Source organism: Chromobacterium sphagni (genome assembly GCF_001855575.1).
Taxonomy (GTDB): Bacteria; Pseudomonadota; Gammaproteobacteria; order Burkholderiales; family Chromobacteriaceae; genus Chromobacterium; species Chromobacterium sphagni.
In genome coordinates this window covers 255,859-277,850 of sequence record NZ_MKCS01000004.1, presented here as the reverse complement: position 1 = coordinate 277,850, position 21,992 = coordinate 255,859, and the positions used below count along the sequence as shown (strand labels likewise).

Genomic DNA, 21,992 nt, shown 5'->3' with positions numbered 1-21,992 from the left:
TTACAAGCCCGCGTTTTTCAGGCGGTTGGCCTGCTGGCGGTACAGCGAGACCGGGCTGACCTCGAACAGGCTGACCAGGCCAAAGCTCTGATTGATCTCGTTGACGTGGTTCATCTTGTAGTTGTCGCGGATCACCTGGCCCAGGTGGGCCGAGCACACCGCCACCAGGCCATCAGACGGCGTGGAGCCGAAAGCCAGGCCCAGCGTGCCGATCGGGATGGTCAGCGGGTCCAGCACATTGGTGGTGGTGGCCGCGCCGGTCCACGAGTAGTACTGCACGCCGTTGGCCTGGTAGTCGCCCTCGCCGCAGGCCGATTTGGGCACGCCGGCGGGGAACTTGGCATTGAAGGCCAGCGAACCGGCGGTGGTCAGCGAATTCAAAGCGGCGATGGGCTGCTGCGGCAGATCGCTGGCGCCGGAGAAGAAGGAGATCACCTTGGCCAGCGCGCCGGCTATGGCGGCGGCAACGGTTTCGGTGACCGTTCCGGGAGGCGCCACGCCACGGACGATATCCGCCACCAACGAACCCTTGTTGACGCCGCCGACGGTGGTGACCGAAGCCACCAGATCCGGCCGCACCCCTGCTACGTAACGCGCGGTGGGCCCGCCCTGGCTATGGCCGATCAGATTAACCTTCTGCGCGCCGGTGATGGCCAGAATCTGCTGCACCTGCTGTAGCAGTTGCTCGCCACGGGCCTCATTGCTGTCGGTAGCCGAGACCTCGGCTACGTAAACTTGCGCGCCGTCCGCCTTCAGCGCGGCCGGCACTTGATAGAAGTAATCGACACCCAGCAACTGGCCAAAGCCGAAGATGCCGTGCACCAGCACGATGGGGTAACGGGTTTGGGTATAGCCGCTGGAAGCCAAAGCAGATGCGAACGGCAGCAGAAGCAAGGCGAGGACGAATGCGCTGCGCGACAACAGGTGTTTCATTATCTCTCCCAATTATTCATATGATTTCAGGCCGCCAACTGGCGGCCTATATCGGGATAGAGCATGACAAACGCAAAATCCAGCAACAATTCAAACGTTTGTCTAAAAGATAGCTGGACAACTGGCCACTCTGCCAGTAACGCTAGCCGTCCACACCTCCACCCAGCGCCCGGTACTGCGCCACCATATTGCTCGCCTCCTCCAACCTCACGCTTATCCATTGCTGGCGGGTCGCCTGCGTCGCGCGCTGCGCCTCCAGCAGGCTCAAATAGCCATCCAGTCCCAGCCGGTAACGGCCCTCGGCCAAACGCAGCGCGGCTTCGGCGCTGGCCAAGGAAGCCTGCCTGGCCAGCTTCTCATCCAATATCGCCTGGCGCAGGAGCAGCGCCTCGGCCACTTCGCCAAAGCCGGTCTGGACCGCCTTTTCATAACCGGCCTGGGCCGCCAGCCGCAACGCCTGCGCCTGATCCACCCCCGCCGCGGCCGCGCCGCCGTCCAGCAGCGGCATGCCGACATCCAGCGCCAGGCTGAGCGCGCGCGCCGGCGCGCCCAATAGCCCTCCCAGCGTCAAATCGCTCCAGCCGACGCTGGCGCTCAACCCCAACTTGGGCAGCAAGGCCGCGCGCGCCGCGCCGATGTCGGCATTGGCGGCGCGCAGCAGGCTTTCGGCCTGGCGCACGTCGGGGCGGCGCAGCAAGGCGCTGGCCGGCGCATCCAATGGCAAGCTGTCCAAGGTATAGCTCCGCTCCGCCAAAGCCGGCGGCAACTGCGCCTCCGTCAACTCCACGCCTGCAAGCAGTTGCAAGGCCTGCGCGCCGCGCGCCGCCTGCCCGGCGTAACGGGCCGCATCGGCCCGCGCCTGCAGGCAGACCGTCTCCATCGCCCTCAATTCCAACCCGGAAGCCGCGCCCAGCCGCAAGCGCTCGCGCGTCAGCCCCAACGAACGCTCGGCGCTGGCCAGCGTCTCCCGCGACGCGGCCAACTGGCTGCGGTCGGCCGCCAGGGCAAGATAGGCGTTGGCGGTTTCCGCGATCAGGCTGACGCGCACCGCCTGGGCGCCGGCCTCGCTGGCCAGGTAACGCTGCCATTGCGCGTCGCTCAAGCTGCGCACGCGGCCGAACAGGTCCAGCTCGAAGGCGCTGACGCCGAGCCCCAGGCTGTGGCTCACGCTGTCCGCGCCCAGCTCGGCGTCTCCGCCCCAGACGCGCTGGCGGCTGGAGCCGCCCTGCAATTGCACGGTTGGCAAACGAGCCGCGTCCTGTATCCGGTATTGCGCCCGCGCCGCCTGCGCATTGGCCGCCGCCGCGCGCAGATCGCGGTTGTTGGCCAGCGCCAGCGTTATCGCCGCGCGTAGTCCCGGATCGACAAAAAACCGCTGCCAACCGACCTGCGCTTCCGCGCGGTTTTCCGCCGCTGCCGGCCAGTTTGCCGGCACCGGCGCCACCGGGAGCGGATAAACCGGCTGCAAGGTGCCGCAAGCGCTCAGCGCCAACGCGCAGCAGAATCCTCCCGCCGCGCGCCTCATAGCCTGGCTCCCGCCAGCCGCCAGCCGCGCCGGCCCAGCCATCCCGCCGCGCCGCGGATCAACAGGTGGGCCAACGGCACGAAGAACAGCGTCAGAAGGGTGGCGGACAGCACCCCGCCCAGCACCGCGGCACCGATGGCGTTCTGGCTGCCGGCGCCCGGCCCGTCGGCCCAGACCAGCGGCGCGACGCCGACGCCGAAGGCCAGGGAAGTCATCAGGATGGGCCGCAAACGCTGGCGCGCCGCCGCCAGCGCCGCGTCGAGCGCGCCTTCGCCGCGCCGCAGCGCCGCCTCGGCGAACTCTATGATCAGGATGGCGTTCTTGGCCGACAGGCCCATGGTGGTGAGCAAGCCCACCTGGAAATAGATGTCGTTGGCCAGCCCGCGCGCCATCACCGCCAGCACCGCGCCCAGCACACCCAGCGGGATCGCCGTCATCGCCGCGCACGGCACCAGCCAGCTTTCATACAGCGCCGCCAGGCACAGGAATACGAACAGGATAGACACCGCGTACAGCAGCGGCGTCTGGCCGCTGGACAGCTTGTCCTGATAGGACAAGCCGCTCCATTCATACTGCGTGCCGGGCGACTTGCCGGCCAGCGCCTCCATCGTCCGCATCGCATCGCCGGAGCTGACGCCGGCCGCCGCCGCGCCCGACAGCGGCAGCGCCGGCAATCCGTTGTAGCGGCTCAGCTGCGTCGGTCCATTCTCCCAGCGGGCGCTGGCGAAAGCGGAAAACGGCGTCATGGCGCCGTCCGCGCCGCGGACGAACCACAAGCCCAGGTCTTCCGGCCGCGAACGATAAGGCGCGTCGGCCTGCACCATCACCTTCTTCACCCGGCCGCGGTCGACAAAATCATTGATGTAGCTGCCGCCCCAGGCCGTGCCCAGCGTGGCAGCCACGTCGGCGGCGTCCAGCCCCAGCGCGGCGGCTTTCATCTGGTCGATGTCCAGCCGCAACTGCGGCTTGTCGTCGGACGCGCCGGAGCGCACCGCGCTCAGGCGCGGATCGCTTTGCGCGGCGCGCAACAGCTCGTCGCGCGCCGTCGCCAGGCCGGCGCGCCCCAAGCCGCTGGCGTCCTGCAGCCAGAATTCGAAGCCGTTGGTCTGGCCCAGTCCGCCTATCGGCGGCAGCACCATGCCAAACACCTCGGCGTCGCGTTCGGACGCCAGCGCCGCGGTGGCGCGGTCGGCAATCGCCTGGGCGCTGTTTTCGCCCCCCTTGCGCAGCGACCAGTCCTTCAGCGCGACGAAGGCCATGCCGGCATTCTGGCCGGAGCCGCCGAAGCTGAAGCCGGACATCAGGTATACCGATTCGACGTTGGCCTTTTCCTGGTTCAGGAAATGCCGCTCCACCGCGCGCGCCACCTGCTCGGTGCGCTCATGGGTGGCGCCGGCCGGCAGCGTGAACTGCACCATCACCGTGCCCTGGTCCTCATCGGGAATGAAAGCGGAAGGAAGGCGCGGATACAACGCCGCCAGCGCGGCGGCCAGCGCCAGGTAGACCAGCGCGCCGCGCAAGGGGCGGCGCAAGCCGGCCGGCAGCCAGCGGCCGGCATAAGCCGTCTGCAAACGCTGGAAGCCTCGCTCGAAAGCCGCCAGCGGACCGCTGGCGGCCGGCGCCTCCACGCGCAGCAAGGTCGCGCACAGCGCCGGGGTCAGCGTCAGCGCCGTCAGCACCGACAGCGCCATCGCGGCGACGATGGTGATCGAGAACTGGCGGTAGATGACGCCGACCGAACCGCCGAAGAAGGCCATCGGCAGAAACACCGCGCCCAGCACCAGTCCGATGCCGATCAGGGCGCCGCCCACCTCGTCCATCGAGCGGATGGTGGCCGCGCACGCGTCCAGCTCCTGCTCCCGCATCACGCGCTCCACGTTTTCCACCACTACGATGGCGTCGTCCACCAACAGGCCGATGGCGAGCACCATGCCGAACAGGGTGAGGGTATTGACGCTGAAGCCCGCCGCGGCGAGTACGCCGAAAGTGCCCAGCAACACCACCGGCACCGTCAACGCCGGAATCAGCGTGGCGCGCCAGTTCTGCAGGAACAGATACATCACCAGCACCACCAGTGCCACCGCCTCCAACAGGGTCTGCGTCACCGACTGGATGGACAGCCGGACGAAATGGGTGGTGTCTTCCGGGTAGGCCACGCGGATGCCAGGCGGAAAATTGCGTTCCAGCTGGGCGATTCGGGCCTTCACCGCCTCGGCCGTGGCCAGGGCGTTGGCGCCCGGCGCCAGCATCACCGCCAAGCCGGAAGCCGGATGGCCGTTCAGGCGGGAGCTGCTGCTGTAGTCCTCGCTGCCCAGCTCCACCCTGGCCACGTCGCCCAGCCGCACTGCGCCGCCGTCCGGCTGCGCCTTAACCACGATGGCGCGGAACTGCTCCGGCGTGGACAGGCGCGACCAGGCGGTGACCATGGCGTTCAATTGCTGGCCGGGCGGCGACGGCCGCGCGCCCAGTTCGCCCACCGACACCTCGATGTTCTGCCGCGATACCGCGGCGGCGACGTCGGACGGCATCAGGCCGAAGCTGTTGAGCTTGTGCGGATCCAGCCAGATGCGCATCGCGTGCGGCGCGCCGAACGCCTGCACCGAGCCGACGCCGTCCACCCGGCTCAACGGGTCCTGCACGGCGCTGGCCAGCCAGTCGGCGATGTCGGCGTCGCTGCGCTGGCCGCTGTCGTCGAAGAACGAGGCGATCAACAGGAAATTGCCCTGCAGCTTGACCACCGACAGGCCGTTCTGCTGCACCGGCTGCGGCAGCCGCGCCAGCATCTGGCTGACCTTGTTCTGCACCTGCACCTGGGCGGTATCGGCATTGGCCCCCTGGTGGAAGGTGAGCATGATCTCGGCCTGGCCGGACGAAGAGCTGGTGGAGCTGAAATACATCAGTTGGTCCAGACCCTTCAATTCCTGCTCCAGCACTTGGATCACGCTGTTTTCCACCACCTGGGCCGAGGCGCCCGGATAGCTGGCGCGGACCATCACCGTGGGCGGGGCGATATCGGGATACTGCGACACCGGCAAGACGCGCAACGCGAAGAGGCCGGCCAGCATTACCACGATGGCCAGCACCCAGGCGAACACCGGTCTGGCTATGAAGAAACGTGCGAGCATGGCCTTAGCCCCTTCCCTGCTTGGCGGGCAGCGCCACCGGAGTCGCAGTCTCGCCCGGACGGGCGCGCTGCAGGCCGTCGACGATCAGGCGGTCGCCCGCGCCCAGGCCGGCGGTGACCAGCCAGTAAGCGCCCTGGGTGCCCTGGGTGGTGAGCACGCGCTGCTCCACCCGCTTATCGGCGAGCAGCACCAGCGCGGTGGCGCGGCCCTGCTCGTCGTGGCTGACGCCCTGCTGCGGCGCCAGCACCGCGTTGCGCTGCACGCCCTGCTCCAGCTCGACGCGCACATACATGCCGGGCAGCAGCAGGCCGTCCGGATTGGGGAATTCGGCGCGCAGCGTCACCGCGCCGGACAGGCGGTCGACATTGAGTTCGGCAAAGCGCAGCCGGCCTGCCTGAGCATATGGGCTTCCATCCTCCAGCCGCAGCAGCGCCCGCGTGCCCGACGGCGCCAGCTCGCCGTCGGCCTGGCGGCGCTTCAGCCGCAGCAGCTCCTGGCTGGATTGCGTGACGTCGACATAGATCGGATCCAGCTGCTGGATGGTGGCCAGCGCGGCGCTCTGCCCGGCCGTCACCAACGCGCCTTCGCTGACGCTGGAACGGCCGATACGGCCGGAAATCGGCGCCAGTACGCGGGTACGCGCCAATTCAACCCTGGCCGCCGCCACCGCCGCCGTGCCGGCGCGCTCCGCGGCCAGACCCTTGCGGTACTCCGCGTCCGCCTCTTCGCCGTCCTGGCGGCTGATGCCGTCTATCTTGGCCAGCTCGGCGTAGCGCTGGGCGCGGCTGCGCAGATTGGCCAGCGCGGCGCGCGCCGAAGCCAGCGTCGCCTCGGCCTGCTGCAGCGCGGCCTGATAGCTGGCCGGATCGATCTGGTACAGCAACTGGCCGGCCTTGACCTGGCTGCCTTCGACGAAGTGGCGCTGCAGCACGATGCCGGACACTTGCGGACGCACTTCGGCGCTGCGGTAAGCGACCGTGCGGCCTGCCAGCTCGACCTTCAGCGTCACGTCCTGCGCGGCCAGCGTCACCACGCCCACCTCCGGCGGCTTGTCAGTCGCCGGAGCCTCCGCCGGTCCACGGCAAGCTGCCACGCCGACCGTCATCGCCACAATCATCCATTTTCGCATAGCGCAATGCACCCGGCCGCAGCGCCGCACGCCGAGCCCATTCGAGTTGAGAATCCAGAGCCGCGGCAGGCCGCGGCCCGCCGGACGGTGCTCTGTCTGGGTCGACAATCTTAATGATAATACTTATCATTTGCAACGATGCAGCACCAACCCATTCCACTATTTCAAGGATTCCGCATGAGCACCCCTCCCGCCGCCGACCGCCGCCGCGCGCTGCGACTGGCGCTGGCAAGCTGCCTTACCCTATGCCTGGCCGCCTGCGACTCCGGCGCCAAACCAGAAGAAAGCGCGCCGTCGCGCGGCGGTTGGCCGCGCACGCTGGACAGCGTCAAGGGCAAGCTGACGCTGGACGCCATGCCGCAACGCATCGTCTCCACCAGCGTGACGCTGACCGGCACCCTGCTCGCCATCCACGCCCCGGTGGTGGCCAGCGGCGCCAGCGCGGCCAATTCCAAGGTCACCGACGAACAGGGCTTCTTCACTCAATGGAGCGAGGTGGCCAAGCAGCGCGGCGTGACGCCGCTGTACCAGGGCGAGCCGAATGCCGAGGCTATCATCGCCGCCCAGCCGGACCTGATCGTGATGGCAGGCACCGGCGGCGACTCGGCGCTGAAGCTGTACGAGCAGCTGAGCCAATTGGCGCCGACTCTGGTGGTCAATTACGACGACAAGAGCTGGCAGGAACTGGCCACGCTGCTGGGCCACGCCACCGGCCGCGAGGCCGACGCCCGCGCCGCCATCGCCGGTTTCGATGCCGAGGCGGCCGCGGCCAAAGCCAGAATCAAGCTGCCGCCGCAGCCGACCGCGGCGCTGGTGTATTACGAAGACGGTTCCGGTGCCAATCTGTGGACGCCGCAATCGGCGCAGGGCAAGCTGCTACAGTCGCTGGGCTTCACGCTGGCCACCGCGCCGGACAGCGTCAAGGGCAATACCAGCATGGGCCTGCGCCACGACATCATCCAGCTGTCCGGAGAGAAGTTCGCCGCCGGCCTGCGCGGCCGATCCATCATGCTGTTCAACGCCGACCAGGGCCAGGTGGCGCAAGTGCTGGCCAATCCCTTCCTGGCGGACAATCCCGCGGTGCGCGGCAAGCAGGTCTACGCAGCCGGCCTGGACACCTTCCGCCTCGACTACTACAGCGCCCGCAACCTGCTGGAACGGCTGCGCAAGCAATTCGGCTAAAACGGCCTGATGCCGCGCGCCACGCCGACAGCTGGCCTGCGGTCTTTTGCCACCGGCAGGGCCGCGCCGGCCGGCGCGAAGAAAACCGCGCCTCCGATGCGCCCCGCCTCCCTTCAAACCTGCGCCGGGAGGCAGGCCCGACACCATCCGCGCAGCGGATTCAACACGATGCAGATGGCAAGCCGGCGTCAAGTCGACATCCTGCGCTAGCAATGAAAAAAGCGGACCGTGGTCCGCTTTTTTCATCATGGAAACTCAAGACCCCGACGCTTGCTGCGCCGGCTCGCCCTCGGCCTCCGGCCCGTGCCCGCCGGCCAGCCGGCGCAAGGAGCCGAAGCCCACGCACATCATCAGCCCGGCCGCCGCCGCTCCGGCGCCGAACCAGGCCACCGCGAACAACGGCGCCAGCGCCCGCGCCAGCGCGCCCAGGCCCAGCGCGCCCAGGCTGTCGCCCACCACATCCTGCGCGTTCCACAAGCTATTGACGCGGCCCAGCAGATGGTCGGGCGTCTGTCCCTGCACCAGCGTGAACTGCAGCAAGGAGGCGATGGAGCCGAGATAGCCCAGCGCCACCAGCGCTGCCAGGCCGTAGGCCAGATGGGTGAAGGCACCCAAGGACGCGATGGCCAGCGACGAAGCGGTGACGCAGGCCAGCATCATCGCGCCGGGACGGCGCAGGCCGCCCACCCAGCCGCTGGTGAAGGCCCCCAACATCGCGCCCAGCGGCACCGCCGAGTACATCAGGCCCACTTCGAAGGCGCCGCCGCCGTAGCCGTCCTCAGCCAGCGACGGATACAGCACGCGCACCGCGCTCAGCAGCGTCTGCAGCGTGCCCACCGCCACCACCGCGCCCACCACCTTGTTCTGCCACAGGAATTCGAAGCCCTCCAGCAGCGAGCGCAGCGGGTGCGAAATCTCGACGTTCTGCGGCTTCAGCGACGGCAATCGGGTCAGCGGGATCAGCGTGGCCAGCGTGCCCACCCCCGCCAGCAGATAGTTCCAGTTGACGCCGGCGGCGGTGATGATCACCCCGCCCAACAACGGCGACAGCACCGCGCCGAAGCGCACCGTCAGCATGCTCAGCGCGCCGGCGGCCGGCAGGTTCTCACGGCCGACGATGACCGGGATGGACGCCATCAGCGAGGTGATGCCAATGCCGCTGAAGAAGCCGTCCCAGGTGGACACCACGTACAGCGCCAGCACCGAGGGGCTGGTCATGAAGCCGTTCAGCGCCAGCGCCAGGAAACCCAGGCCGCAAGAAGCGCGCCCCAGCAGGATCAGGCGGCGGCGGTCCATCCGGTCGGCCAGCACGCCGCCGCACATCAGGCCGGCGAACATGCCGACGCCGTCCAGCGCCATCGCCGCCCCCACCTGCAGGGTGGAGCCGGTGAGCTGGTGGATCTGCACCGGCACCGCCACCATCAGGATGCCGAAGGCGAACACCGAGATCATGCGGGCGATGAAAATGGAACGGAAATGCGGATTGAGCCTGAGCAGGCTGAAGTCGACTAGGATGGGCGATTTTTTCATGTTTTCAACACAGTGGTTCGAGAGGCGCGGCGCGGCCATCGCACGCGGAACGCGGACGGCATAATGCCACGGCGGGGTGTCCCTTCATGGAATATGCATGGTAACATTGGCGATCCGTATTAGGAATCATTTTCATTTGATCATGCCGACAAGCCTTTCCCCGCCGCCCCGCCGGCGGACGCTGCTGCTGTTCGCCTGTCTGGCGCTGCTGGCCGCAGCCGTCGTCCTCAGCCTGGCGCTGGGCGCCAAGCCCATTCCGCTGTCCACCGTCTGGAACAGCCTGCTGGGCCGCGACCACGGCCCGGACAGCGTGATCGTGCTGCAGGGGCGCCTGCCGCGCACCCTGCTCGGCCTCCTGGCCGGCGCGGCGCTGGGCTTGGCCGGCGCGCTGACCCAGGCGCTGACCCGCAATCCGCTGGCCGACCCCGGCGTGCTGGGCGTCAACGCCGGCGCCAGCTTCGCCATGGTGCTGGGCGTGGCCGTGCTGGCGGTGGACAGCCCGCAAGGCTATATGGGCTGCGCGGCCGCAGGCGCCTTGGCCGCCACGCTGCTGGTCTACGCGGTGGGCGCGCGCGGCCGCCGCGCCGATCCGCTGCGCATCGTGCTGGCCGGCGTCGCCGTCGGCGCCGTGCTGATGGGGCTGTCGGCCGCCATCACCCTGCTCGACCCCATCGCCTTCAACCGGATGCGCTACTGGAACGCCGGCACCCTGGACGTGCGCGACATGGCCGCGGTAGGCCTGGCCGCTCCCGCCATCCTTGCCGGCGGCCTGCTGGCGCTGCTGTTGGCGCGGCCGCTGGGCGCGATGGCCCTGGGCAACGACCTGGCGGTCAGCCTGGGCAGCCGGCCGCTGTGGGCGCAAGCCGGCGCCGTCGCCGCCATCACGCTGCTGTGCGGCGCCAGCACTGCCGCCGCCGGGCCGATAGGCTTCGTCGGCCTGATGATTCCCCATGTCTCGCGCCGGCTGGCCGGCCCGGACCTGCGCAAGAGCCTGCCCTTCACCGCGCTCTTGGCCCCCATCCTGCTCTTGCTGTCGGACATCGTCGGCCGGCTGCTGACGCCGGGCGAGCTACGGGTCTCCATCGTCACCGCCTTCATCGGCGCGCCGGCACTGATCTGGCTGGCGCGCGGCCAGCGCGCGGCCGGGAGCGCGGCATGAGGACGCTGGAACTGCGCCTGGGCCGTCCCGACGGCAGCTTCAATATCCGCCTGCGCCTGCACCGGCTGTGGCCGGCGCTGCTGCTGATGGCAGCCTGCGCCGCGCTGGCGCTGATCAGCCTGCGCGCCGGCGCGCTGCACCTGAGCCTGGAGCAGGTGTGGGCCGCGCTGCACGGCCGCGGCAGCCGGCTGGAAGTGGCGGTGGTGCAGCAATGGCGGCTGCCGCGCGTGGCGATGGCGCTGGTCATAGGCGCGGCGCTGGGCATGAGCGGCGCGGTGTTCCAGTCGCTGCTGCGCAATCCGCTGGGCAGCCCGGATGTGGTGGGCTTCAACACCGGCGCCTATACCGGCGCGCTGCTGGTCATCACTCTGGCCGGCGGCAGCCATTTCCAGATCGCCGGCGGCGCGCTCGCAGGCGGTCTGGCATCCGCCGCCCTGGTCTACCTGCTGGCCTGGCGCAACGGCGTGCACGGGCTGCGGCTCATCATCGTCGGCATCGCCGTCAGCGCCATGCTCAGCGCGCTCAACAGCTGGCTGCTGATCAACGCCAGCCTGGAGTCGGCGATGAGCGCCGCGATCTGGGGCGCCGGCACGCTGAACGGCATGACCTGGAGCAAGGGCCTGCCCTCGGCGCTGCTCTGCCTGCTGGCCATGCTGGCGGCGCTGGCGCTGCAGCCGCGCATGCGGCTCCTGGAGATGGGCGACGACTGCGCCAGCGCGCTGGGCGTGCCGGCCGAGCGCACCCGGCTGTGGCTGATGGCCCTGGGGGTGGCGCTGATCGCCTCCGCCACCGCCGCCGCCGGCCCCATCGCCTTCATCGCGCTGGCCGCGCCGCAGATCGCCCAGCGCCTGCAGCGCGCGCGCGCCACCTGCCCGCTGACCGCCGCCTGGACCGGCGCCCTATTGCTGCTGGCCGCCGACTATGGCGCCCAGCACCTGTTCTATCCGCGCCAGTTGCCGGTGGGCGTCGTCACCATCTGCATGGGCGGCCTGTACCTGCTGTGGCTGCTGCTGCGCCAAACCGGAGGCCGAAAACCGTGACCACCCTGACATTCAAACACCAGACCGCCGGCCTGACGGACGAAACCGCCGCAACGCCAGCCTCCCCTCGACTGCGCGGCGAAACTTTGCGGCTGGGCTACCGCCAGCGCGTCATCTGCGACGGGCTGGACCTGAGGATTCCCGACGGATCGTTCACCGTCATCATCGGCCCCAACGGCTGCGGCAAATCCACCCTGCTGCGCAGCCTCAGCCGCCTGCTCAAGCCCTTGTCCGGCCAGGTATGCCTGGACGGCCGCGACATCCACGGCCTGCCGGCCAAGGCGGTGGCGCGCCAGCTGGGCCTGCTGCCGCAAAGCGCCGTGGCGCCGGACGGCATCAGCGTGGCCGATCTGGTGGCGCGCGGCCGCTACCCGCACCAAAGCCTGCTGCGTCAATGGAGCCGGCAGGACGAGGACGCGGTGGGCCAGGCGCTGGCCGCCACCGGCACCGCCGACCTGGCCGACCGCCTGGTGGACGAGCTGTCCGGCGGCCAGCGCCAGCGGGTATGGGTGGCGATGGCCCTGGCGCAGCAGACGCCGCTATTGCTGCTGGACGAGCCCACCACCTATCTGGACATCGCGCACCAGATCGAGCTGCTGGAATTGTTCCGCCGCCTGAACCGCGAAGGCGGCCGCACGCTGGTGGCGGTGCTGCACGACATCAACCACGCCTGCCGCTACGCCACCCACCTGATCGCAATGAAAGACGGCCGCATCGTCGCCGAAGGCGCGCCGTCGCGCATCGTCACCGCCGAGTTGATCGAACAGGTATTCGGGCTGCCCTGCCTGATCATCGAAGACCCGGTCAGCCATACGCCGATGGTTATTCCGCGCTGATTTCGCTTTCTTCCGCCCCATGAAAAATGGCCCCTTTCGGGGCCATTCATATCGCAACGGTTAAGTCGAGAATTACTCGCCCCATACCTGCACTTCGCTCCATGCAGCATCAGCAGCATCAGCAGCATCAAGTACTTCCTTTAGCTCAGCCTCAGTCAAGTTGGTATAGCGGGATGCAGTAACAACCGATTGACACAAAATCCTGACAGCAATATCGAGCAGACCAACTATCAACTCCTTGGGCGCCTCAGCATGATAGCGAAGCTCAAATTTGCCAGCGTGACGTGCCAATAATGTGGTGAGCTGGTTGTGCGAAAACGAGCAAAAGACGCGATAAGCCACGTATGTAGACAAGATGTTTGCTTTCTTGAATCTCTGATACACATCGAGCTTGCCGTAGCCTTTCCCCTCCAGTTCAACTTTTATCGGGTCAGCCTGAGCCTTCCATTCAGCCAACTTCCTTTGCGCATCTGGGTCTTGTTGCATTTCGGAATCCGCTGCATATTCAGTGAACAACACGATGTCTGCACGTGCGTTGTCGTATCTGATCTGATCGACGAATGCAGAATCTTTTATGAGATTCAGTAAGTTTGCATGCCCCTCCAGCATTGAACGCACCATAGCTGAAGCATGGGAGGAGAAACCACCTTCTATCAAGTGCAATGTAGCTGCAAACTGTTCGGCAATAGTCAGGTACAAGGTAGCTGCGACACGATGTTCGCCGCTATCTAATACGCTGCCACGTAGCAGTAGCTCATCGAGAGATTCTTTGATCTTGTGCGCTTTAGCAGTCATCGCGGAGATGTTCGGCATTATGGTCCCTTTGCGGATGAGCCCGTTGGCCAAATATCAGATATGGGAAAGCCCTCGATCATCAAAGGTTCGCGGCCAAGTTGATCGAGGGCTGTGGTAGGTAAGTGTGCGGCCTGCAGCTATTGTAGTACGGCTGCAGGAGCCCAGAGCAATATCAGCTTAAATCACCCCAGACTGTCCACCTCCTTCAAAATGCCGTCCAGCAACGGCCCCAAGGTCTCCAGCGATTGCGGCGACACGATGTCCTCGTGCGCGCAATCCAGCTCATGCACCGCCAGGCTGCCCAGATGCGGCCGCCATGTCTCCCGCACGTCCATTCCTGCCGGCAGCGTGCGGCGGGCGACGAACAGCGTGGCCGCGCCGGGGTAGCGCGGCGTGCGCGCCTGCGACAGCAAGCGCACCGCGTCCTGGTAGTTGGCGACGATATGGCCGAACATCTCGGTCTTCTCGCGCAGCATGAAGGCGTCGGCGGCATCGTCGGTGGCGGCCATGAACTGCTGCTGCTCGCGCGCCACTTCGGCCTGCGCCTCATCCTCGGTCGGGCCGGTCCAGTCCTGGCCCTCCGGCGGGTAGGTATCCAGCAGGCCCAGGAAGGCTACCTGCTCTCCTTCCGCCGCCAGGCGGGCCGCCAGCGCCTGCGCCACGGTGCCGCCCAGCGAATAGCCGAGCAGATGGTAAGGCCCCTGCGGCTGCACCCGGCGCAGATTGGCCAGATGGCGCTCGCACACCGCGTCCATGTCCACGCACTTGGCGATGGCACCGTCCGGGCGCGGCGACTGCAGCCCCACCAGCGCGAGGCCATCGGCCAGGTAGCGCGACAGGCCGCTGTACTGCCAGGCGAAGCCGGAGGCCGGGTGGATGCAGAACAGCGGCCGCCCCTTGCCCGGACGCAGATGCAGCACCTCGCCGAAGCCGGCCAGCGCCGGGTCGGACGCCAGCGCGTCGTCCGACAACACCCGCGCCAGCTTGGCCACCGTAGGCGAAGCCATGATCTGGCCCACCGACACCGGCAGCTTCAGCTCGCGGCGCAGCGCCGCGGCCAGCCGCATCGCCAGCAGCGAGTGGCCGCCCAGCGCGAAGAAGTCGTCGTCGGCGCCCACAGCGGCGCAGTCCAGCGTTTCTTCGAACAGCGCGGCGATGCGGCTCTCCAGGCCCGGCCGGGGCGCGCGCCCCGCGGCGGCGGCGGTCGCCGCCGGCTCCGGCAGCGCCTTGCGGTCCAGCTTGCCGTTGGCGCTGAGCGGGAAATCGGCCAGCTGCACGATGGCCACCGGCACCATGTGCGCCGGCAGCCTGAGCGCCAGCGCCGCGCGCAGCGCGTCGGCCTCGGGAGGATTCTCCGGATCGGACGCGATCACGTAGCCGACCAGCTGGCGGGCATCCGCGCCGGCCAGCGCCGCGCCCTGCCCGCCCAGCGTGCGGGCGTGGACCACCGCGCGCGCGACGCCGTCCAGCTCCAGCAGCGCGGCCTCGATCTCGCCCAGCTCGATGCGCTGGCCGCGTATCTTCAGCTGGTCGTCGCTGCGGCCCAGATACTCCACCGCGCCGTCCGGCAGCCAGCGCGCCACGTCTCCGGTGCGGTACATCCGCTCGCCGTCGGCGTAAGGGTCGGCGACGAAGCGGCCGGCGGTCAGGTCTGGCCGGCCCAGGTAGCCGTGCGCCAGCTGCGCGCCGCACAGATAAAGCTCGCCGGGCACGCCCAGCGGAACCGGCCGCAGCGCGGCGTCGAGAATGCGCAGCGCGGTATTCCACACCGGCAGGCCGATCGGCACGCTGGCCGCTTCCGGCGCCGGCTTGGCCGCCGGCTGGTAGCTGACGTCCACCGCCGCCTCGGTGGGGCCGTAGAGATTGTGCAAGGGCGCGTCCACCAGCGCGGCGTAGCCGTCGGCCAGCTCGCGCGACAAGGCCTCGCCGCTGCAGAACACCCGGCGCAGACCCCGCGCCTGCGCCGAACGGGCGGCCGCGTCGCCCTGCATGTGCGCAAGCAGCGCCGCCAGCATCGACGGCACGAAGTGCAGCGTGGTGACTTGCTGCGCCGCGATCAAGTCCAGCAGCGCCTCCGGGTCGCGGTGGACCTCCGGCGGCGCCATCAGCAGCCGCGCGCCGACCATCAGCGGCCAGAAGAACTCCCATACCGACACGTCGAAGCTGCAAGGCGTCTTCTGCAGCACCACGTCGTCCGGCTGCAGGCGGTACTCGTGCTGCATCCACAGCAGGCGGTTGACGATGGCGCGGTGCGAAATCAGCACTCCCTTGGGCCGGCCGGTGGAGCCGGAGGTGTAGAGCAGATAGGCGGCGTGCTCCGGCGTCAGCGCCGGAGCGTCGAAGGCTTGCGGCGCTTCGGCCAGGCCGTCCTGCAGCAACAGCTCGCCCATGGCGGCGAAACGCTCCGCCAGCGCGGCGCAAGTAATGATCAGGCTAGGCTTGGCGTCGGCCACCATATAGGCCAAACGTTCGTCTGGGTAGCCGGTGTCCAGCGGCAGATAGGCGGCGCCGGCCTCTTGCGCAGCCATCAGCGCCAGGCTCAGATGCACCGAGCGCGGCAGCGCCACCGCCACGATGTCGCCCGGCATCACGCCGGCCGCGCGCAGCCTGGCGGCCAGGTCGTGCACTTGGGCGCGGGTTTGGGCATAGCTGAGCGCATGCGTCCCATCCAGCAGCGCAGGCGCGTCAGGCGTCCGCTCAGCCTGGACCGCCAGCAGCGCCGGCAGCGTGGCGTCGGGCAGCGGCGCCGCGGTGGCGTTGACGCGCTGCAGCAGGCCCTGTTCCGCGCCGGTCAGCGGCTGGAACCGCGACCACGGCAGGTCCGGCTGCAGCACCATATGCTCCAGCAGCGCCAGCAGCCGCTCCGCCAGCTGTTCCGGCTCGCGCACCAGATTGCGGTATTCGATCAGCAGCCGCAGCCTATCGCCCGGCAGCGCCAGCACCGTCAGCGGATAGTGGGTATGGCCGCGGTTGCGCAGGCCGGCGATGCGCGCGCCCAGATAGTCGCGCGCCTGCATGTCCTGCTCCGGGTAGTTTTCCACCACCAGCAAGGTATCGAACAGCGTGGCGGCGCCGGCCAGACGCTGGATTTCGCCCAGGCCCAGGCCGTCGTGCTCCAGCAGCTGGATCTGGCGCGCCTGCAGTTCGGCCAGTTGCCGCCACAGCGGCAGCTCCGGCCGCAGGCGCACCCGCACCGGGATGGTGTTGCTGAACAAGCCGATGTGCTCGTCCACGCCGTCCACCGGGCTGAAGCGCCCGGACACCGGCGAGCCGAACACCACGTCGTCGCGTCCGGTCAGCAGGCTGAGCAAGGCGCCCCACATGCCCTGCATCGCGGTGTTCAGCGTCAGCCCATGCTCGCGGCAGCGCTCGGTCAGCGCGCTCTCCAGCGCCGGCGGCAGCACCAGCTCCAGCTCCCGCACTTCCGGCGCGGCAGTCTGCTGGCCGAACAGCAGCGTCGGCTTGACGCCGTCCAGCGCCTGCCGCCACAACTGCCTGGCCGGAACCAGGTCGCGCGCCGCCAGCGCGCGCACCACGCCCGGATAATCGACGCGGGGCGGCGCCAGCGTTTCCGGGCCATTGCCGTAGGCGGCCAGCAGGTCGCGCAGCAGGATAGGCGTGGACCAACCATCCACCACCAGGTGATGCGCGGTCAGGAACAGCGTATGGCGCGCGCCATGCCGCGCCAGCACGGCGTGCAGCAAGGGCCCTGTGCCGGGCCCGCCCACCGCGAAATCGCGGTCCAGTTCCTCGCGCTCCAGCGCCTGCAAGGCCTCTGCCTCGGCCGCCGCATCCCGTTCGCCCAGATCCGCTTCGCGCCACGGCCATTCCGGCAAGGCCAGCGGCAGCAGCTGCAAGGGTTCGGCTTGCGCCTCGCTGTCGAAGCGCGCGGCCAGTTGCGGATGTCGGCGCAGCACCGCCGCCAGCGCGGCGCGCAGCCGCGCCGCGTCCAGCGGGCCTTCGAAGGTCACCCGGGTCATAGAGTTGTACTTGCCGGCGGCCTCCCCCAACTGGGCATGGAACAACAAGCCCTGCTGCAAGGGCAGCACCGGCAACGCCGCCGCCAGCGGCCCGTGGCGCGCCACCAGCGCCGCCAGCTCGGCGTCGGTCAGCGGCGCGCCGTCGCCGCCCAGCGTATCCGCGGCCACCAGGGTGTCGGCGGCGGCAAGCGGGTCGCGCGCGGCCAGCGCGGCCAAGGCGGCGACGGCGCTCTCCATGCGCCGTCCCAGCCGCTCGATGGCCGCGGCGTCGAACAAGGCCTCGGCCCAGGTCCAGTTGACCGCCACGCGCGGTTCGTCGCCGGCTTCGTCGACGAACACATTGGCCTCCAGGCCATACTGCAGCGGCAGCGCCGGATCGATGTCCACCGCGAAGGCGTCGGCGAAGCGGCCCCCGGCCGCCAGCGGCGTCCACTCGCCGTCGCCTGCCTGGAAACGGCCCAGATAATTAAACAGCAGCGCCGGCCGGTTCAGCGCTTCCAGCGCGCGCAGCGCCGGACCGTGCTCGTCGTCCAGATAGCGCAGCACGCCATAGCCCAGGCCGTGGTCTGGGATGGCGCGCATCGCGCGCTTGACCGCGCGCAAGGCCGCCAGCGCCGCCGCATCGCCGGCCGGCAAGGCCGACAGGTCGAACAAGGCCGGGTATTCGGCGGTCAGCCAGCCCACGGTGCGGCCCAGATCAATGGCGTCCGGCGCGTGGCGGCCATGCGATTCCAGCCCGAAGCGCAGCCGCGGCGCGTCGAACTCTCCGCGGCAAGCCAGCGCCAGCGCCGCCAGCAGCAGCTCCTCCACTGTGGCGCCGCAAGCGGCTGGCAGCCGCTGCAGCAGCGCCGCGCCTGCCTCCTTGCCCAGCAGCACGCGCAGCTGCCTCGCGCTGGCGTGGACGTCGCGCCCCGCATCCAGCGGACGGCTGCCCAAGGCGTCGGCCGGCGCGGCCAGCATGCCGCGCCACATCGCCAGCTCGCCGCGACGCGCCGGCACCTGCCCGGCCAGGGTCCGCGCCCAGTCGCGCAGGCTGAAGTCCTCGCGCGGCAAGCTGGCGGCCTCTCCAGCCATCGCCGCTTCGCACGCGTTCTGCAGCTCCGGCAGCAGCGCGCGCCATGACACGCCGTCCACCGCCAGGTGGTGGATGGCCAGCAGCAGCCGGCCATCGTCCTTGCCGGTTTGCAGCGCCGCCTGCAGCAACAGCCCGTTCTCCGGGTCCATCCGCGTGCTGGCGGCCTCGAACAGCTGGTCCGGCGCCGCGTCCGGCTCCGCCAGCGTCAGGATGCGCGCATCCAGCTCGGACGGCGCCGGATCGGCGCTCAGCTGGCCGTCAACTGCGCGGCTGCGCAAGCCCGGATGAGCCCGCAGCAGGGCCAGCAGGCCGAAGGACAGCTGCGCGGCGGTCAAGCCGGCCGGCACCTTCAGCCACACGCCCTGAACGAAGCGGCTATGCAGGCCGTATTGCTCGGCGAACCAGCCGACAATGGGCAGCCGGCCCAACGGACCCGGCGCATCGTCGGCCGCCGCGGAGGCCGCGGCCAGCGGCTGCAAGGCCTGGGCCATCCGCGCCGGGGTGCGGCGCGCAAACACCTCGCGCGGGCGCAGCATGAAGCCGGCGCGGCGCAGCTCGGTGCCCAGGCTCATCGCCGAGATGCTGTCGCCGCCCAGCTGGAAGAAGTCGTCGTCCGGGCCGGCCCCGGCCAGATTCAGCACCTTGGCGACGCCGGCGCACAGCAGGCGCTCGGCTTCGCCGGCCGGCTCGCGCCCCGCTCCGGCGCTCTGCGGCCGGATAGCCGGCAGCGCCTTGCGGTCTATCTTGCCGTTGATGTTGACCGGCCATTGCGGTAGCACCGCCAGCGCCGACGGCACCATGTAGTCGGGCAGGGTTTCTGCCAGTTGCGCCAGCAGCGCGGCGGGCAGCGCCTCCTCGGCATGCCGGCCAGGCTCGGCCATGGTGCAGTAGCCCACCAGGCGGTGGCTGCCGCCCACTGGCTCGGCCAGCACCACCGCGGCGCTGACGCCGGGCAGGCTGGCCAGCGCGTGCTCCACCTCGCCCATCTCGATGCGGAAGCCCCGCACCTTCACCTGCTGGTCGGTGCGGCCGATGAAATCCAGCTGGCCGCGCGCGTTCCAGCGCACCAGGTCGCCGGTGCGGTACATCAACTCGCCGTCGCCGAAGGGGTTGGCGACGAAGCGCGCCGCCGTCAACGCCGGCCGGTTCAGATAGCCCAGCGCCAGGCCGGCCCCGGCCAGGTACAGTTCGCCGGCCCCCCCTATCGGCACCGGACGCAGCGCGCCGTCCAGCACCAACGCGCGGGTATTGGCCACCGGGCGGCCCACCACCGGCTCCTCGGCGGCCGTCGCCGGCGCGCCCAACGCCGAGATGGTGTATTCGGTGGGGCCGTAGAAATTGTGGAAATGCAGCTGCCGGTACTGGCGCATGCGTTTCCACAAGGCCGGCGACACCGCCTCGCCGCCCACCATCACCATGCCCGGCTGCGGCTGGCCTTCGTCCATCAGGCCGCATTCCAGCATCTGCAGCAGCAAGGACGGCGGCACGTCCATTTCGTCGATGCGCTCGCGCCGCACCAGCTCCACCAGCTGCTGCGCGTCGCGGCGCAGCTCCTCGTCGCACAGGTGGACCTCCTGGCCCAGCAGCAGCCAGAACAGCTGCTCCAGCGCGCCGTCGAAGGACAGCGAGGCGGTTTGCATGGTGCGCACGCGCCGGCCCTTGCCGCGGATGAAATCGCCGAACAGCCCCGCCTGCTGGCTCAGCAGCAGGTTGAGGAAGCTGGCATGGGCGATCATCACCCCCTTCGGCTTCCCGGTGGAGCCCGAGGTGTAGATCATGTAGGCCAGGCTGGCGCCGTCCAGCGGCCGCAATCTTTCCGCGTCATCCAGCGGATGGGCGGGATGCGCCGCCAGCCGCGCGCGCGTCTCCGCCAGGTCCAGGCACAGCGCCGGCAGATCCGGCAGCCCGCCCTGCGCGCCGGAATGGGCGAGCAGCAGCGCCGGCGCGGCGTCTTCGCACATCAGCGCCAGCCGCTCGGCGGGATAATCCAGGTCCAGCGGCAGGAAGGCGGCGCCGGAGGCCAGCACGCCCAGGATGGACACCACCGAATCCACGCCGCGCGGCACCGCGATGCCGACCACGCTGCCGGCGCCTATGCCCCGGCTCAGCAGCTCGCGGGCCAGTTGCGCGACGCGCGCGCTCAATTCCGCATAGTTCAGCCGGTCGCCGCCGCAAACCAGCGCGGTTTCGCCGCCGTATCGCGCGGCGCTCAGCAGGAACACGTCCAGCGCGGTGCGCACGCCCGCCGGCGCCGCCACCTCCGGCCCTTGCGACCACTGCTGCAGCGCCGCGCGTTCCTCCGCCCCCTGCAAGGGCGCGTCGCCCAGCGCCATGCCGCCAGCCAGCGCCGCCACAAAGCCCTGCAGGCGCAGCGCGTGCCAGTTCAGCTCCTCCGCGCCGTAGCGCGCCGGATTGGCGCTCAATTCCACCACCAGCGATTCGCCCTGCCGCCAGATGCCGAACTCGATGTCTTCCACCGGCCCCACCGCCAGGGGCAGCGTCACGCCGGCCACCTCGCCCAGCCGCAGCGACTGGTCGTAGATCTTCAGGTTCAGCGTCGCGCCGTACAGCGCGCGGCCGGAGCCCACCATGCCGTTGTCGCGCTGGATCTGTTCGGCGTCGTAGCGCTCGTGGCGGCGCACCTGCTTCAGCTCGCCCGCCAGTTGGCGCGCCAGCGCGGCCAGGCCGGCGCGCTCGTCCACATCCAGCGCCACCGGCAGCACGTTCACTACCGGGCCGGTCGCGCCTAGCGCGGCCGACCCCATGCGGCGCATGAAAGGCACGCCCAGCGCCACCCGCCGCCGGCCGCTCATCCGGGCCAAGTAGGCAAACGCCGCAGCCATCGCCAGCTGCGGCGCGCCCAGCCCCGCCGCCATGCCGGACAAGGCGCGCAAGGCCTCGCCGCCCAGCTCGAAGCGGCTGCGCAGCACCTCCACGTTGGCGGCGCCGGCGCCGGCCAGCTCGCGGCTGGACAGGGAGATCGGCTCCGGCAAAGCGGCGGCGTAATCGCGCCAGAACGCCCGGTCGTCCTGGTGGCGCGGACTGGCCAGATAGGCGTCGCGCTCGGCCGCCACTTCGGCGAAGGAAACGAACGGCGACGGCGGCGGCGCCTCGCCCCGCCCGAGCGCCTGGTAGATATCCGCCATGCGCCGGGTCAGCGCGGCGAAACTGTAGCCGTCTACGCAAACATGGTGGTAGCGCTGATACCAGAACCAGCGCTCATCGGCGCCGGTGGCCAGCTTGAACAGCCGGTGGCAATACAAGGGACGGTCGCCGTCCGCCCGCAGGTCGGCGGCCAGATCGGCGCGCATCCATTGCCGCGCCAGCGCTTCCGGCTCGGCCTCGGCGCTCAGGTCTTGCCACTGCGGCAGCGGCAGCGGCAGCGCGGCGGCGTCGAAGCCGACTGGCAGGAATTGCGCCGGGCCCTCGGCCGTTTCGGCAAAGCGGGCGACGACGGTGTCGGCCTCGGCCAGGCCTTGCCGGATGGCAAGGCTCAAGCGCGCGGCGTCTATGGCGCCGCAGAGCTCGACGCAATGCGCGACAGTGTAGGTGTTGCCCTGTTCGGCGATCTGATCGGCGAGCCAGATGCCCAATTGCGAACCGAACAGCGGCAGCTCGCGCGCTTCGGCGTGAAATTTGGTTTCAATATTCAACTCGGTGCATCCCTGAGTGCGGGTAATCGG

General features: G+C 69.5%; 11 protein-coding genes. 4 read left to right on the top strand and 7 right to left on the bottom strand.

Annotated elements, in window-relative coordinates; genetic code table 11:
• The 4 genes from BI347_RS21770 to BI347_RS21755 form a co-directional block, all read right to left on the bottom strand.
• Positions 1-933 carry an esterase/lipase family protein gene (locus tag BI347_RS21770; RefSeq protein WP_071113877.1) on the bottom strand — a complete coding sequence of 311 codons (933 nt, stop codon included), beginning with the start codon at positions 931-933 and terminating at the stop codon, positions 1-3.
• 142 nt (positions 934-1,075) lie between these two features.
• On the bottom strand, positions 1,076-2,458 hold the full coding sequence (locus BI347_RS21765) for an efflux transporter outer membrane subunit (RefSeq protein WP_071113878.1): 1,383 nt from the start codon (positions 2,456-2,458) through the stop codon (positions 1,076-1,078).
• Positions 2,455-5,583 (bottom strand): efflux RND transporter permease subunit, encoded by a 3,129-nt coding sequence (locus BI347_RS21760; RefSeq protein ID WP_071117084.1) that lies wholly within the window; start codon positions 5,581-5,583, stop codon positions 2,455-2,457. The genes BI347_RS21765 and BI347_RS21760 overlap by 4 nt, the downstream gene beginning before the upstream one ends.
• Positions 5,584-5,587: 4 nt before the next feature.
• Positions 5,588-6,712, bottom strand: a complete 1,125-nt coding sequence (locus BI347_RS21755; protein WP_071117083.1) for an efflux RND transporter periplasmic adaptor subunit — start codon at positions 6,710-6,712, stop codon at positions 5,588-5,590.
• 177 nt (positions 6,713-6,889) lie between these two features.
• Here BI347_RS21755 and fepB point away from each other — a divergent pair, with 177 nt between their 5' ends.
• A complete protein-coding gene (fepB, locus tag BI347_RS21750) occupies positions 6,890-7,894 on the top strand; it encodes a Fe2+-enterobactin ABC transporter substrate-binding protein (RefSeq protein WP_071113881.1) in 1,005 nt (334 codons plus the stop codon).
• Positions 7,895-8,149: 255 nt separating this feature from the next.
• On the opposite strand, the gene entS is transcribed toward fepB, so the two are convergent.
• A complete protein-coding gene (entS, locus tag BI347_RS21745; RefSeq protein WP_071117082.1) occupies positions 8,150-9,424 on the bottom strand; it encodes an enterobactin transporter EntS in 1,275 nt (424 codons plus the stop codon).
• Between the two features lie 142 nt (positions 9,425-9,566).
• Between entS and fepD the strand changes: the two genes are divergently transcribed.
• Genes fepD through BI347_RS21730 form a run of 3 tightly spaced genes read left to right on the top strand, consistent with a single transcriptional unit; the run spans position 9,567 to position 12,459 of the window.
• The gene (gene fepD, locus BI347_RS21740; protein WP_071117180.1) at positions 9,567-10,583 is read left to right on the top strand and encodes a Fe(3+)-siderophore ABC transporter permease; all 1,017 of its coding nucleotides are present in this window, start codon (positions 9,567-9,569) and stop codon (positions 10,581-10,583) included.
• Positions 10,580-11,623, top strand: coding sequence for an iron-enterobactin ABC transporter permease (gene fepG, locus BI347_RS21735; protein ID WP_071113883.1), 1,044 nt, complete (start codon positions 10,580-10,582; stop codon positions 11,621-11,623). Before fepD ends, fepG begins: the two co-directional genes overlap by 4 nt.
• Positions 11,620-12,459 carry an ABC transporter ATP-binding protein gene (locus BI347_RS21730; protein WP_083339113.1) on the top strand — a complete coding sequence of 280 codons (840 nt, stop codon included), beginning with the start codon at positions 11,620-11,622 and terminating at the stop codon, positions 12,457-12,459. Before fepG ends, BI347_RS21730 begins: the two co-directional genes overlap by 4 nt.
• Positions 12,460-12,531: 72 nt before the next feature.
• On the opposite strand, the gene BI347_RS21725 is transcribed toward BI347_RS21730, so the two are convergent.
• Positions 12,532-13,272: a DUF5677 domain-containing protein gene (locus BI347_RS21725; RefSeq protein ID WP_071117081.1), complete on the bottom strand. Its 741-nt coding sequence runs from the start codon at positions 13,270-13,272 to the stop codon at positions 12,532-12,534.
• 164 nt (positions 13,273-13,436) lie between these two features.
• The gene (locus BI347_RS21720; RefSeq protein WP_071117080.1) at positions 13,437-21,962 is read right to left on the bottom strand and encodes a non-ribosomal peptide synthetase; all 8,526 of its coding nucleotides are present in this window, start codon (positions 21,960-21,962) and stop codon (positions 13,437-13,439) included.
• Positions 21,963-21,992: the final 30 nt, after the last annotated feature.

Coding starts and splice junctions, on each gene's coding strand:
- fepD (WP_071117180.1), top strand. CDS start 9,567: ATGCCGACAAGCCTTTCCCCGCCGCCCCGCCGGCGGACGCTGCTGCTG.
- BI347_RS21725 (WP_071117081.1), bottom strand. CDS start 13,272: ATGCCGAACATCTCCGCGATGACTGCTAAAGCGCACAAGATCAAAGAA.
- BI347_RS21765 (WP_071113878.1), bottom strand. CDS start 2,458: ATGAGGCGCGCGGCGGGAGGATTCTGCTGCGCGTTGGCGCTGAGCGCT.
- entS (WP_071117082.1), bottom strand. CDS start 9,424: ATGAAAAAATCGCCCATCCTAGTCGACTTCAGCCTGCTCAGGCTCAAT.
- fepG (WP_071113883.1), top strand. CDS start 10,580: ATGAGGACGCTGGAACTGCGCCTGGGCCGTCCCGACGGCAGCTTCAAT.
- BI347_RS21760 (WP_071117084.1), bottom strand. CDS start 5,583: ATGCTCGCACGTTTCTTCATAGCCAGACCGGTGTTCGCCTGGGTGCTG.
- BI347_RS21770 (WP_071113877.1), bottom strand. CDS start 933: ATGAAACACCTGTTGTCGCGCAGCGCATTCGTCCTCGCCTTGCTTCTG.
- BI347_RS21755 (WP_071117083.1), bottom strand. CDS start 6,712: ATGCGAAAATGGATGATTGTGGCGATGACGGTCGGCGTGGCAGCTTGC.
- fepB (WP_071113881.1), top strand. CDS start 6,890: ATGAGCACCCCTCCCGCCGCCGACCGCCGCCGCGCGCTGCGACTGGCG.